Annotated in this window: 11 protein-coding genes; 7 read left to right on the top strand and 4 right to left on the bottom strand. The window is 47.1% G+C overall.

What is annotated here, in order from left to right:
• Positions 1-12 precede the first annotated feature (12 nt).
• Entirely contained in the window at positions 13-2,145 is a 2,133-nt protein-coding gene (locus CWI73_RS09895; RefSeq protein WP_126752636.1) for a TonB-dependent receptor family protein, read from the bottom strand.
• 227 nt (positions 2,146-2,372) lie between these two features.
• Here CWI73_RS09895 and CWI73_RS09890 point away from each other — a divergent pair, with 227 nt between their 5' ends.
• From CWI73_RS09890 to CWI73_RS09880, 3 genes are read left to right on the top strand one after another with little or no spacing between them, the layout of a single operon-like run.
• The gene (locus CWI73_RS09890) at positions 2,373-3,308 is read left to right on the top strand and encodes an META domain-containing protein (RefSeq protein WP_126752635.1); all 936 of its coding nucleotides are present in this window, start codon (positions 2,373-2,375) and stop codon (positions 3,306-3,308) included.
• Between the two features lie 25 nt (positions 3,309-3,333).
• On the top strand, positions 3,334-3,780 hold the full coding sequence (locus CWI73_RS09885) for an RrF2 family transcriptional regulator (RefSeq protein WP_126752634.1): 447 nt from the start codon (positions 3,334-3,336) through the stop codon (positions 3,778-3,780).
• 16 nt (positions 3,781-3,796) lie between these two features.
• Positions 3,797-5,068 (top strand): metal-dependent hydrolase family protein, encoded by a 1,272-nt coding sequence (locus tag CWI73_RS09880; RefSeq protein ID WP_126752633.1) that lies wholly within the window; start codon positions 3,797-3,799, stop codon positions 5,066-5,068.
• A gap of 15 nt (positions 5,069-5,083) precedes the next feature.
• Here CWI73_RS09880 and CWI73_RS09875 read toward each other — a convergent pair whose 3' ends face one another.
• Positions 5,084-5,971: a MaoC family dehydratase gene (locus tag CWI73_RS09875; protein ID WP_126752632.1), complete on the bottom strand. Its 888-nt coding sequence runs from the start codon at positions 5,969-5,971 to the stop codon at positions 5,084-5,086.
• Between the two features lie 115 nt (positions 5,972-6,086).
• Positions 6,087-8,126: a BCCT family transporter gene (locus tag CWI73_RS09870; protein WP_126752631.1), complete on the bottom strand. Its 2,040-nt coding sequence runs from the start codon at positions 8,124-8,126 to the stop codon at positions 6,087-6,089.
• A 146-nt stretch (positions 8,127-8,272) separates the two neighbouring features.
• On the opposite strand from CWI73_RS09870, the gene CWI73_RS09865 reads away from it, so the two are divergent.
• Together CWI73_RS09865 and CWI73_RS09860 are read left to right on the top strand one after the other, a co-directional pair.
• On the top strand, positions 8,273-9,442 hold the full coding sequence (locus CWI73_RS09865) for a PAS domain-containing protein (protein ID WP_126752630.1): 1,170 nt from the start codon (positions 8,273-8,275) through the stop codon (positions 9,440-9,442).
• A gap of 289 nt (positions 9,443-9,731) precedes the next feature.
• Positions 9,732-10,322: a TetR/AcrR family transcriptional regulator gene (locus tag CWI73_RS09860; protein ID WP_126752629.1), complete on the top strand. Its 591-nt coding sequence runs from the start codon at positions 9,732-9,734 to the stop codon at positions 10,320-10,322.
• Here CWI73_RS09860 and CWI73_RS09855 read toward each other — a convergent pair.
• Positions 10,306-11,520: a cyanate transporter gene (locus CWI73_RS09855; RefSeq protein WP_126752628.1), complete on the bottom strand. Its 1,215-nt coding sequence runs from the start codon at positions 11,518-11,520 to the stop codon at positions 10,306-10,308. The genes CWI73_RS09860 and CWI73_RS09855 overlap by 17 nt on opposite strands.
• A gap of 108 nt (positions 11,521-11,628) precedes the next feature.
• Here CWI73_RS09855 and gmk point away from each other — a divergent pair, with 108 nt between their 5' ends.
• Together gmk and rpoZ are read left to right on the top strand one after the other, a co-directional pair.
• Positions 11,629-12,270: a guanylate kinase gene (gene gmk, locus CWI73_RS09850; RefSeq protein WP_126752627.1), complete on the top strand. Its 642-nt coding sequence runs from the start codon at positions 11,629-11,631 to the stop codon at positions 12,268-12,270.
• A 63-nt stretch (positions 12,271-12,333) separates the two neighbouring features.
• Positions 12,334-12,603, top strand: a complete 270-nt coding sequence (rpoZ, locus tag CWI73_RS09845) for a DNA-directed RNA polymerase subunit omega (protein WP_053953306.1) — start codon at positions 12,334-12,336, stop codon at positions 12,601-12,603.
• Positions 12,604-12,634 lie beyond the last annotated feature (31 nt).

Below are 12,634 nucleotides of genomic sequence, written 5' to 3'. Positions count from 1 at the left end.
AGAGTCTGGCGTTTAGAAAGTGTATTCCACACCAAATGACGCTGTTTGAGGCTTGTTAGGGCGCGCACCGTGTGGTGAACGAGCCACAATTTTTTGCTGATCAAACAGGTTTTCGACTTTGAAATAAACCGCCATGTTGTTGTTCATTTCGTAGCGGCTGACAAAATCAGTCACGAATACAGACTCCGTTCTGTCGAATTGGCTGTTGGTACGGTTACAACCCGTGCTAACACACATTTCGTCAGCGTATTTAGCCACAAGGTAGTTAATCCAGCCGTTTTGATTGTCTAGGGCAACGCGCATGCTGAATGTGTTTTGCGGAATGTCTGCTAACTCATCACCGTCTAAGTTGTCCAAGTTGTCTTCGCTGATTTCACCTTTGGTGTAGGTGTAAGTTACATCGACCGGTACCAGGAAGCTGCCAGCTTCGAATGTGTTGCTCGCCTGGAATTCCAATCCACGAACGACCGACTCACCCAATACGTAGTTGCCTGACTCCGCGCCGTTGTCACAAGGATTCGCAATTGAGCATTGCTGTGTGGTGTCGTTAAAGTCGCTATAGAAGCCAACCGCTTCGACAAATAAAGTGCCTTGGTTGTAACGTATGCCAGCTTCATAGTTTGTGCTGGTTTCAGGCTCCTGATTTTCTGTTGCACCGCCACCTAAAGGAGAGAAGCCTTTGTGAACGCCAGCCAGAACCTGCCAGTTGTCGTTTACGTCATAAGTAAAGGAGGCACCCGGCAACCATTCGCTGCTGTCGTTAGAGCGAGTGCTGTCTAACTCACTACGGTCCGGCACCGCAAACTGTAGGCGTGAAGATTCAACGTCTTCATGACGAAGTGCCAGGTTAACCATCAAATCGTCAGTCATTTGCCACTGGTCAGTCACCCAGAAGCTGACGGCTTCAGCTTTTTCTATACGGTTGTCGCCACCGGTTGGTTGAATGAACGAGTCAAACACCAGGCTACCGTTGATTTGGTCGAAGACTTCTTTTAACTGGTAACGATCCATTTCGTCAGTATGATCACGTACGCCAATTTCGAGGAAATGTGACGCCAGCTCAAAACCGGTGTTGATTTCAACGCCGTATGAGTCGTAGCCACGATTACCATTGGTCCAGGTTATGTCTTGGTAATCTTGCTCGCCGTGTAAAACAGCCAGAGCGTCCGTGTCACCTGCGTTGGCTAGATCAACCAAACCATTAACGACACCGGCTTTAAACCAGTTGCGCTTAAAGTGGTTCTTATAGGTCAGAACATTCAGTTCGACTGTGTCAGTGAGCTCCAGATTGTAGTTAAGGCTGATAGCGTCATGATGATTGTTCATCTGATCAATTTCAGACAGCCCGTAACGACGATTAGGATCTTCGGCGAAGTCTGTGTCAGTAAGGCCTGCATAAGTTTCGTTTGAAGTTTCTTCCGAATACTGGAATTTAGCCAGTAAACTTTGGCGATCCCCCGTCCATTTTAGTTTGCCCACATAATCTTCAATATCGAATCCGGTGTCACGACCACTACGGTCGATATTTTTAAATCCGTTGCTGCTACGCTGTACGGTTTCTAGCAAGAAGCCCCACTGGCCTTCTGTTCCGCCAACATGTGCATGAATATCGCGGCTGCTGTTTTCACCAAACTCTGTTAGCACTTGCCCACCAAACTGCTCTGGAATAGGCGTTGTGACTAAGTTAAGCACACCACCGGTTGTTTGAGGTCCGTAACGTAGCAAAGGAGCGCCTTTCAGCACTTCAATAGATGACATGCGGAAAGTGGTCGGGAAGTAATACGCGGCCGGGTTTGAATAAGGTGCTGGCGCCATCATCACGCCGTCTTCCAAAATAGTGACTTTACTGACACGACCGGCGGTTGCGGCGCGAATACCAATATTAGGGCGCAGGCCTTGACCGTCTTCCTCACGCACATAAACACCGGGGATGGTTTTCATTAACTGGTTAATGTCCGTTGGTACCTCAATGCGCATCTGTTCTTCGTCGATAACCGCGCTTGATCCCGCTGTGGCTCTTGAGTCAGTTTTCGTACCGATGATTTTGATTTGTTCGATGTCATCGGTTCGGTCAATAGCAACCTCTGCAAAGGCTGGCGCGGTGAAGCTTGTAAGAATAGCCGTAGTCAGTAACGTCTTTTTCATGATCTACCCTGTTAATGTTTTTTGAAAGGTTATTTCATTATTGGTTTACCGAATTGCTGCGAATGCTAATATAAATAATAATGATTCGCAACAACGCTTTTGATCTATCGCAATTCTTTAGTCGGTTTTTTTGCTGCACTTGTCGCTGGTTTCTTCAGAGCGTTTGGTTAAAAGTGCATTCGGGAGTAAAGTGTGTAGATACAGAGTAAGTAGCTAAGGCGTTTTAAATGATGAAGATGATAAAACTGGCAGCGGGATTGAGTGCATTTTCTATTTTAATCGGATGCAGCTCACTCACCAGTGACTCGAAGCAAAACATTCAGTACCAATGTGGCGCAGCAGAAGTCGAGCTCAACTTTGCTGATGAGTCGGCGACACTTCGTTACAACGACAGCTCGACACGTTTGAAGCAAGTGGTTAGCGCATCCGGTGCTCGATACAACGATGGTGCAGATCCAATAACCCAGTACTGGGGAAAAGGGAGCGAAGCAACTATTACCTGGCGTGGGCAGGAGTTGCCGATGTGCGTCGAACAAGGAACATTGCCAAAACACTTCACGGGGCGTGGCAACGAACCTTTTTGGCAGGTGGCGGTTAACCCGCAGCATATGACCATTACTACGCCAGACACTGAAGCCATAGTCGACGTTTCGCCTGCTAAGGTTGTTTCAGAGAGTCCTTATGAATGGCATATTGAGTCAGCTACAGAAACGCAGTTAGTGGTTATAAATACCTTATGTCGAGATTCCATGAGCGGACGACTTTATCCCTACCAAGTCGATTTGCACGAAGGCGGTAATGTCTATTCCGGCTGCGGCGGTGACAGCGAATGGCTGGTGCAGGGTGTTGAGTGGCAATTGGTTGAGTTTGATGGGCATTCGCTGAATACGAAAGCGCCAACACTGAGTTTTCTGGCTGACGGTCAGTTGGCGGGTTTTAATGGTTGCAACCGGTACTTTGGACAGTACAACTTAGGTGGTGAGTTGGCACAAATACGCCTTATGGGTAGCACCAAAATGGCGTGTCCGGAAACTGCCAGTGAACTGGAGCGAGACTTTAGTAAAGCTATGCAGCGTGTTTATCAAGTCAGCATCGATAATAAAGAGCGGTTAGTTTTGACCACTCGCGGTAATCGACAACTGATTTTTGTCGAGCAAAACTAGCAATATCCTGATAGGGTTAACACCTATGCAACTTAAAAAATACACCGATTATGGCCTGCGCGTTTTAATGTATTTAGCGGCCAAAAAAGACGATGACAGAGTGACTATTGATGAGCTCAGTGGCATCTTTAATGTGCCTAGAAACCACTTAAATAAAGTGGTACATCAATTAGGAAAGGAAGGGCTCATTGAAACCCGACGGGGAAAAAACGGCGGTTTTTTGCTAGCTGTTGACCCTGCCGATGTTCGATTAGACAAGATCATTCGTCGGCTGGAAGGCGACGAATACTGGATAGATTGTCACAAACCTGAATGTGCGATATTTCCAGCCTGTGAACTAAAAAATTTAATCAATGAAGGTAAGGAAACGTTCTATCGGTTTTTATCAGACTATACATTGGCTTCGCTAATGCTGAATGACGCTGATATTCGCCGACTCTGGGGACAGGAAATTCCAATAAACGAAGCATAATAATAAGGGGAATTCCATGCTTAAGAAATTAGCTATAGGCATAGCCGTTGGGCTGGCGTCGACAACGGTACAAGCGAGCGACTGGCTGCATTGCGGCGATGTTTTTGACAGCCAATCAGGACAACTTGTTGGTGAGCGCTATATTGAAGTTGAAAACGGTGATATTAAATCGGTAAAGGTTAATGCTCCTGGCGATTCAAGTAGTTTGATCGACTTATCGGACAGCACTTGCTTACCTGGGTTTATTGACCTTCATGTACATTTAGATGGTCAGTCAGGCCCCGATTCATACATTAAGCAGTTTACTCAAAACCCAGCCGACTTAGCCTTGGTTGCCCAGCACTATGGCATGAAAACTCTGCAAGCGGGCTTTACAACGGTGCGTAACCCTGGTGACTCTGATAATGTCACCATTGCTCTGAGAGACGCGATTAATGCAGGAATCACCGATGGGCCACGCATTTATACCGCAGGCAAGTCTATTGCAACAACGGGTGGGCATGCGGACCCGACAAACGGCTGGAAAGAACAACTGATGGGTCGCCCAACACCGAAAGATGGTGTTATTAATAGTGAAGAAGATGCTCGTGAAGCGGTTCGTCAACATTACAAAGACGGTGCTGATTTCATCAAAATTACCGCTACAGGTGGTGTATTAAGCATGGCCAGCAGTGGTGATAACCCTCAGTTCACCGACGACGAGCTGAAAGCCTTGGTCGATATTGCTGATGATTACAACTTTCATGTTGCCGCTCATGCCCACGGTAAAGCGGGTATGCTTCGTGCGGTAAAAGCGGGTATTGCTTCAGTTGAGCATGGTACTTATATGGACGATGAAGTCATTGCTGCAATGAAAGAGCATGGTACGTATTTAGTGCCGACAATTTTGGCGGGTAAATTTGTTGCTGAAAAAGCTGAAATTGACGGGTACTTCCCGGAGGTGGTAAGGCCCAAAGCACGCGAGATTGGCCCGAAAATTCAGGATACCTTCGCAAAAGCGTATAAAGCGGGTGTGAATGTGGCGTTTGGTACGGATAGCGGTGTATCTGCACATGGCGACAACGCTCTGGAATTCCAGTATATGGTTGAAGCAGGAATGCCTGCAGCAGAAGCGATCCAGGCAGCGACAAGCGTCGCAGCTGATTTTCTGAAGAACGAAAAAATTGGCCGTATTGAAGCGAATAAAAAGGCGGATATTGTGGCGGTAAAAGGTAATCCTTTAGAGGATATTACTCTGCTACAAAATGTCAGTTTCGTGATGAAAGACGGAAAAGTGTATAAGCAATAGAATAACTAAGAAGGGTCAGTCGAAACGTACTGACCCTTCTAGTTTTAAAGATGTATGGTCGCCACTGCGCACTTCATACTTGGTTTTATCTTCCTCGTAATTCACCCATAGTTGCACTCTCGCAGGCAAAATAACCGGTCGTTTAAAGGTTACATCTATGTAGGTCACTGCTTTTGACTGTTGACGTTCGAGCTCTGCTTGGGCTCGAGCCATCATGTACATACCGTGAATTATCGGTTTTTCAAACCCGAACCAGCGCGACACGAGCGGATGCAAATGGATAGGGTTAAAATCGCCGGATATACGAGCGTATCGACGACCCATACCGCTGCCTAATTGCCAGTGCGCTAAGTTGTCCCAACCTTCATCGGGCTCAAAGGGTTTAGGAGGCGCTTTTTTAGCTTTGGCGTTGCTATTATCGCCTTTCATGACCTGATAAACACTTGTGCATGTGGCGACTTTCTCACCGTTTTGCCAAAACTCGACCGTAAACTGGGGCCTTAACCGGCGTGGAGACACATCAGGTCCGCGCTTAGGTACTTTGACTTTTGACACCAGTTGAAACGACTGGTCAGTTTGAATAACCGCATGACGCTCTAGTTTGTTGCTGACGTGCACCAGACCTGGTGCCGGCCAGGGAAAGCTGTCATCGAGCATCTGCGCTAAGTGCGCACGCTGCGCAATGCAATAAAGCATGGCAAGCGGGACATCACTCACAAAGCCACCAAAAGCATCGTGATACTTTTCAAGTTGCTTATCTGCCGGAGAGGGAATGGAGTAGTGCTTTTCCAGGGTTTCTGAATCGGCCTCAGACTCATCGCTACGCTGCAAGGTAAATAATGACCTGAACAGCATACTTGGCATGGGGGCAAGTTTTTGCGGATGGTTATCCACACGTTCCATAGTGATAGTGACTCCCTACTGACTTAGTGGTTATTCTCGCACATGTTGCAAAAATTCAACAGTCCGACCACTAAAAAGCCGCTCCGAAGAGCGGCTTGCTTAGTCTGTCTTCGCGTTACTTATTGGTTTCTATGTCGTCGTTAAGATCTTCATCGTGCTTTTCGAGATCCCACGGCAGAACACCCGGGCTGTGGTGTCTGAAGTGCAGGTAGTTCTCGAATTGGTTAATTACGTCATTGATGATATCCGACGATTCATAACCGTAAAGATCATACGACTGACCACCCTGTCTCAGGAATACCTCTGCACGATAGTAAGTTTCGCGGTTTTGGTCGTTGCTGAGCACAAACTCTGGTAGTAGATAGTCGCGCAGACGAATTTCATAGGCAAAGTCGAGATTATTCTCCCGCTCAACGCTGAGAATAATGCGATTATGTTCTTCGTCAGCAGTAAATTCGGCCGGCCAGTCCTGGCTTTTCAGCTCTTCTTTTACTTTTTTCAAAGACTCTGTCGCTGGTCCGTTGATAAATTCGAGTACAGGTTCTTTTTTCGGAAAGTCGACCAGGCCGGCTAAGCGTTTTTTCCAATAGTCGGGTCCTGCATTTACCCCACGACGATGATGATGTCGATGGCTCTTAAGACTGTTGTATTGGTGTCCTTCAATAACTAACGCTCGCCACATTCCTGCCGCCGATATCAAAATAATGACAGCGAACGGTAAGGCACTGGTTATTGCCGCGGTTTGCAGCGCGCCTAAGCCGCCGGCAACCAGCAGTACTGCCGCAACAATGCCTTCACTACTTGCCCAGAAAACACGCTGCCATACAGGTGTTTCCATACCACCGGATGCTAACGAGTCGATAACCAGTGAGCCAGAGTCCGATGATGTGACGAAGAAGGTAATAATTAAGAGCACAGTGACAAAGCTAATAATGCTGGTCAGTGGCAGTTCTTCGTACAGTTTGAATAGGGCTATAGCCTGGTTGTCTTGCACTTCCGAAATGAGTGTTGTGTAACCTTCGTTCATGATCATATTCAAAGCGGTATCGCCAAATACGGCGAACCAGAAGAACGTGAATATGGTAGGCACGAACATGACCCCAAAAACAAACTGGCGAATAGTGCGACCGCGGCTGATTTTAGCAATGAACAGCCCGACGAACGGCGCCCAGGCTATGGTCCAGCCGAAAATGAATAGCGTCCAGTTACCAATCCAGTCACTGCGTTCATAGGCCTGCAAGTTAAAGGTACGTTCAACAATACCGCTTAAGTAAGCCCCGGTGTTTTGCAGGAAGGTTTCCAGAATGTGGATTGTAGGCCCGACAATGAACACGAATAATAACAGGAAAAGAACCAGTGTCATGTTCAACAGAGACAGCCGTTTAATCCCTTTATCCATGCCGGCAACAACCGACGCTATTGCGGCAAGAGTAATGACACCTATTGCAATAATTTGCACGGTGGTCCCCACGGGGATATCTTCCCACAAATAGTTCAGGCCGGTGTTTATTTGTATGACCGACAAGCCCAGGGTTGTGGCAATACCAAACATAGTTCCCAGCACCGCAAAGGTATCTACAGCGTGTCCTATTGGGCCATTAATTTTCTCGCCAATTAGCGGATACAGCGTAGAGCGCATGGACAGTGGAAGGCCATGTCGGAATGAGAAATATGCCAGAACTAATCCCACTAGGCCATAAATAGCCCAAATGTGGAAGCCCCAGTGGAAGTAGGCAATTTGCATAGCCTGTTTAGCGGAGCCAATTGTTTCAGCCGCGCCTGCGGGCGGTTCCGCGTAATGTAAGACAGGCTCTGAGACACCGAAGAAAAGTAAAGCAATACCGTAACCCGCCGAAAACAGCATGGCGAACCAAGAGGTAAAGCTATATTCCGGTTCACAGTGGTCGGGACCTAATTTAATACGCCCCCAGCGCGATATTGCCACACCAATAATGAACACTAAGAAAAGGGCGACGGCGAGCATGTAAAACCAACCAAAGTTGTCAGTAATGCCTGCTAACGTCCAGTTAAAAAGTTCACCGGCTTTTTCAGGCGCACTCAACGTCCCTATCACCAGCAAAGTAATCACAATAACAGCCGGTAAAAACACCGGCACCAGTATTGCTTTGTGCCACTTAGCTTTCTCCGCTGACATAAAAACTCCTGTTTTTATTATGGTTTGTATATATATAGCGTACTTATTTTGTTTTGTAATGGGTCACTTTACATTTCTTTTACTGCGTATTTTGCAAGCTTTAAGGTATGATGAGCGCTTATTCATATTTATGAGTTAGCGGTTATATGAATGCTCCGAATTCATCAGTTGATTTAGTCAGTTTAACAAACGCCTTGCCAGGGGCGGTCTATCAATTAGAGTTAACCGAGAATGGCAACTGGCATTTTCATTTTGTCAGCGAAGGCATTGAAAGTATTTACGGCTGTTCGATGGCCGACCTTCAGCAAAACACCTGTGTGCTTAAAGACATTATTGTTGCCGATGATTATGACGCAGTGGTTAATAGTTTGCTTGATTCGGCGAAGTATCAAATTCCGTGGAACAAAGAATACAGAGTGGTTCGTAATGGCCAAACCCACTGGGTTTATGGGCACGCAGTAACTGAAAAACAGCCTAATGGCAGTACCATCTGGAAAGGTCAATTACTGGATATTACTGAACGTAAGCAGTTAGAGCTGACGGTTAAAAGGCATCAGCGGAATCTTGAACTTGCCGAACGCGTCGCTAACTTAGGCCACTGGAAACTGAATTTAAACACCGGAAAGTCGGTTTGGTCTGATACGGTGTACGAGCTATATGGCTTAGAAAAGAGCAAGACTGACCCCGGCCTCGATATAGTCATGGAAAAAACGCACCCAGAGGACCGTAAAACAATAACTGACGCGATTGAAGCCGCTAAAAAGTCTGGTGTGCGTGACGTTGAGCACCGCATTATTCGCAGTGATGACACTGTTCGCTGGTTGCGTGAGTCGGGTATTTATCAGCTCGACGAAAATGGTGATGAGATCATCTTTGGTACGGTGCAGGACATTACCGAATACAAAGAAATGGAGCTAAAACTTCGCAGCACCGGCGGCGAGGACGAGCATACTGGTTTTTATAACCGACGCATGATGCTACGCGCATTGCAGCGGCGCTTTAGTTTTTATAAAGCGCACCCAGAATACCCATACATCTTGTTGGTTTTGCAGGTGACTAACGATGCGAAAACACTTAAGCGCACCGCAGAAATTGTTCGTGCAAGTATAAGAGATTACGATACTCCCGGGCACTTGGGTAATGGCTTAGTTACCGTTCTGTTGTCAACGCTGTCGTCACCCGAAAATAAAAGCAGTCTCCGACGAGTTATGGAGCAACTCTCTAATGCCGGCATTGAAGGTCATTGTATATTGGAAGAGGCTCGAAGTACCGACAGTCGGTTCGATGACATCTTGACGCGGGCGTTGCCTAAATAAACACAGCTTAATTTAAAGAGACCAGTCCTCGCGCTTGCCCATGCTATTGGTTGGAATTGTGCTTCCGAAGCTAATATGAGTGGGGATTTCAATATCGAGCAGGTGCTCGCTCAACCACTGTTTCAGGCTTTTTCTTCCGTACAGCTGCAGCTTCTTTTAATTAATTTCACTTCTTATTGTATCGGAATGGTTCAGGTTAGATCACACCCCTTAACAAATTCTTTACTGTAATAACCAAAATAGCGGTCTATACTTGATTTTTTATGAGCAAAACCGAGGGGACACAAGGATGCCAAGAACACCCCAGTTTCACCGTGAGACAGCATTAAATAATGCGCTGCATTTATTCTGGCGGCAGGGCTACCATGCCACTTCAATGAAAGATATTGAAGAAGCGATGGATATGCGACCGGGTAGCATTTATGCGGCGTTTGGTAATAAAGAGTCTTTGTTTAAAGAAGCGCTGGACACTTACTTTGCAATGGTTGAGGACGACTTCAAAAGTACCATTGCCAAGCAGCCGTCAGTATTACAGGGCTTTCGCCAGTACCTGAAAAATATCGCAAAAGCCGATGAGGGCTGCGCACCGACAAAGGCCTGTATGTTGGTGAAAGCTTTATTGGAATTTACGCCGGAAGACAAAGCCTTCAGTGAGCCCGTGCATGCGTATTTAGACTCGATTGAAGCAATGTTTACTGAAGCACTGAGTGAAGCACAAAGCCGTGGCGAACTGAGTAGACAGAGCTCTCCTGAAAAGTTGGCAAGACTAATACAAACCAATGTTATTGGCTTAAGAACAATGGCTCGACGCAGTATTTCACAGTCAAACCTTGAAGCTTTGGTCGATGATGTGGTCGCTCGTATTATTCCTGTGAATTAAACAAACCTTTGTAGCCTTTGGGGTTAAATTGCCACGTCATTGCCAGAATAATAACGCCTACCAGAATATGTAACTGCCAACCGAATGTGTAGTTACCGGAAAAGTCGCGGAACCAACCGGTCACTAGCGGCATTAAACTGGCAAACATAAACCCAATACCCTGCATGAAGGACACCAGGCGACCAGCCTGCACTGGGTTGTCGATATGATCCAACGCCATAACAATGCATAGTGGAAAAGCACCGCCCAGACCAAACCCGCAAAGTGCCGACCACAGCCAGGGCGACACATTTGGAAACCAACTCAGACCGATAAATCCAACCATTTGTGTGAGTACAGCCAACGCTAACCAAGGGCGGCGATCTTGTGAACGTGATAACGCGGGTAAAATTAAGGCGCCAACCACCTGAACTAACGAAAAAAGCGCCAGTAAGTTACCCGAAGCTTGCGCAGACCAACCGAACTCGGCGTAAAAAGGCGCGATCCAGGCAATAAAGCCTGCGTAACCGGCATTAACCAAGGCAAAATAAGCACCTAAAACCCAGGCCCGCGGTGCTTTGTAGGCGCGCAGTAGTAAGTGTCTTGGGGGGATGCTGGCAATTGGCGTTCGGTTAACCGGTAAATACCAAATGACTAAAACCAGAGCAGCTAACAGGCTCCAGCTTCCCATGGCTTGGTATCGCTCAGGCAGTAACCCGGCAGCCCAGGGGGTGGCAACAGCACCTAACGCAGCTCCGCCCATCAGCGCTGCCGACCAAAGGCCGGTTACTAAACCCAGCCGTTTCAAATATTGTTGCTTTGTGAGTTCGGGAATAACAATGTGCAGCAGTGAGATACCGACACCGCCAACGATAGCACTGGTCATCATACTGGTGCTGGTGGGCTCGAATAGGCGTGCGATAAGACCGGCAGTTAAAATAAGCAGCCCCAGTCCAATACCGTGGCGGTAACCCAAAGCGGTCGTGACACGCCCGGCAAACAGCGCCATAGCGCCAATCATCAAAATTGGAACGGTGGTGAGCAATGAAACTTCACTGAACGACAAGCCGGTTATGTCGCGTAACTCGCCGGTTAGTGGTCCGATAGAGGTCAGTAAAGGCCTTAAGTTCAGCCCCAGTAACACTAATACCGCTAAGCTCAGTGCAAGTCGAACGCCTGACGGAGCAGGAGTGAATGTTGGCTTTTTTTGCAAACTCATACCGCTGGTTATTTAAAACCTTACTTTACTGAATTTTTATCGTTGTGTGAAACCGTGTTATTCTTTGACGCCAACAGTCGCTATCCTTTTCTTAGAAGAGTACCCGTTATGACCGCATCTACGGCGCCAGGGAATTTATTTATTGTTGCTGCTCCGAGTGGTGCAGGCAAATCGAGTTTAATAAAAGCCTTGTTGGAGAAGTACGCAGACGACTCCATGCAAGTGTCTGTATCGTCAACTACACGAGCCCCCAGACCCGGAGAAGTTGACGGTGTGCACTATCACTTTCTAAAGGTTGATGAGTTTGAAAAACGCATAGCAGCGGGCGAGTTTTATGAATGGGCCAAGGTGTTTGATAACTACTACGGCACTTCTCGTAAAGTGGTCGAATCGCTTCTGGCTGAAGGCAAAGACGTCTTTTTAGATATTGACTGGCAGGGAGCGCAGCAAGTCCGCGAACATTACCCCGATGTGCGCTCGATTTTCATTGTACCGCCAAGCTTGGCTATTTTAGAGCAGCGTTTGCGAGCACGGGGGCAAGACTCTGAAGAGGTTATAGCAAAGCGCATGGCGAAAGCACAGGCGGAAATGTCGCATTATCACGAGTTCGATTACCTGCTGGTGAACGACGACTTTAATGACTCGTTGAATGCGTTGGAGCACATTGTTATGGCACAACGCCACAAAATGCCGCACCAGCAAGTAAGATATTCGCAGGTATTAAAGGAATTACTTGGATCGTCCGGCTGAATTCCGTATAATTCTTAGCCTTTCGAAAAATGTCACTCAAGTTTTAGTGGGAGTAAGTAAACCATGGCTCGCGTAACCGTAGAAGATGCTGTAGACCGTGTAGGTAACCGTTTTGATTTAATTTTGTTAGCGTCACGCCGTGCGCGTCAAATTGCTAATGGAAAAGAGCCTCTCGTTGAAACCAAAAATGAAAAGCCAACCGTTATTGCGTTGCGTGAAATTGAGCATGGCTTAATTGACAGCGCACGTTTAGACGTAGAAGAGCAAGCCGCTCAGCAAGAGCAAGACGCAGAAGAGCTGCGTGCTGTTGACGCTTTGCGTGGCATTGAATAACAGATATCAGTTCGCCAACGGTATCAATACC

Origin of the sequence: Idiomarina piscisalsi (assembly GCF_003987095.1) — a bacterium.
Classification (GTDB): domain Bacteria; phylum Pseudomonadota; class Gammaproteobacteria; order Enterobacterales; family Alteromonadaceae; genus Idiomarina; species Idiomarina piscisalsi.
The sequence above is the reverse complement of the archived record's forward strand: the minus strand, read 5'-3'. Positions and strand labels throughout refer to the sequence as shown.

Excerpts from the sequence above, each read along its gene's own strand:
- CWI73_RS09890 (WP_126752635.1), top strand. The coding sequence starts at position 2,373 with ATGATGAAGATGATAAAACTGGCAGCGGGATTGAGTGCATTTTCTATT.
- CWI73_RS09860 (WP_126752629.1), top strand. The coding sequence starts at position 9,732 with ATGCCAAGAACACCCCAGTTTCACCGTGAGACAGCATTAAATAATGCG.
- CWI73_RS09895 (WP_126752636.1), bottom strand. The coding sequence starts at position 2,145 with ATGAAAAAGACGTTACTGACTACGGCTATTCTTACAAGCTTCACCGCG.
- rpoZ (WP_053953306.1), top strand. The coding sequence starts at position 12,334 with ATGGCTCGCGTAACCGTAGAAGATGCTGTAGACCGTGTAGGTAACCGT.
- CWI73_RS09855 (WP_126752628.1), bottom strand. The coding sequence starts at position 11,520 with ATGAGTTTGCAAAAAAAGCCAACATTCACTCCTGCTCCGTCAGGCGTT.
- CWI73_RS09870 (WP_126752631.1), bottom strand. The coding sequence starts at position 8,126 with ATGTCAGCGGAGAAAGCTAAGTGGCACAAAGCAATACTGGTGCCGGTG.
- CWI73_RS09880 (WP_126752633.1), top strand. The coding sequence starts at position 3,797 with ATGCTTAAGAAATTAGCTATAGGCATAGCCGTTGGGCTGGCGTCGACA.
- CWI73_RS09885 (WP_126752634.1), top strand. The coding sequence starts at position 3,334 with ATGCAACTTAAAAAATACACCGATTATGGCCTGCGCGTTTTAATGTAT.
- CWI73_RS09875 (WP_126752632.1), bottom strand. The coding sequence starts at position 5,971 with ATGGAACGTGTGGATAACCATCCGCAAAAACTTGCCCCCATGCCAAGT.
- gmk (WP_126752627.1), top strand. The coding sequence starts at position 11,629 with ATGACCGCATCTACGGCGCCAGGGAATTTATTTATTGTTGCTGCTCCG.
- CWI73_RS09865 (WP_126752630.1), top strand. The coding sequence starts at position 8,273 with ATGAATGCTCCGAATTCATCAGTTGATTTAGTCAGTTTAACAAACGCC.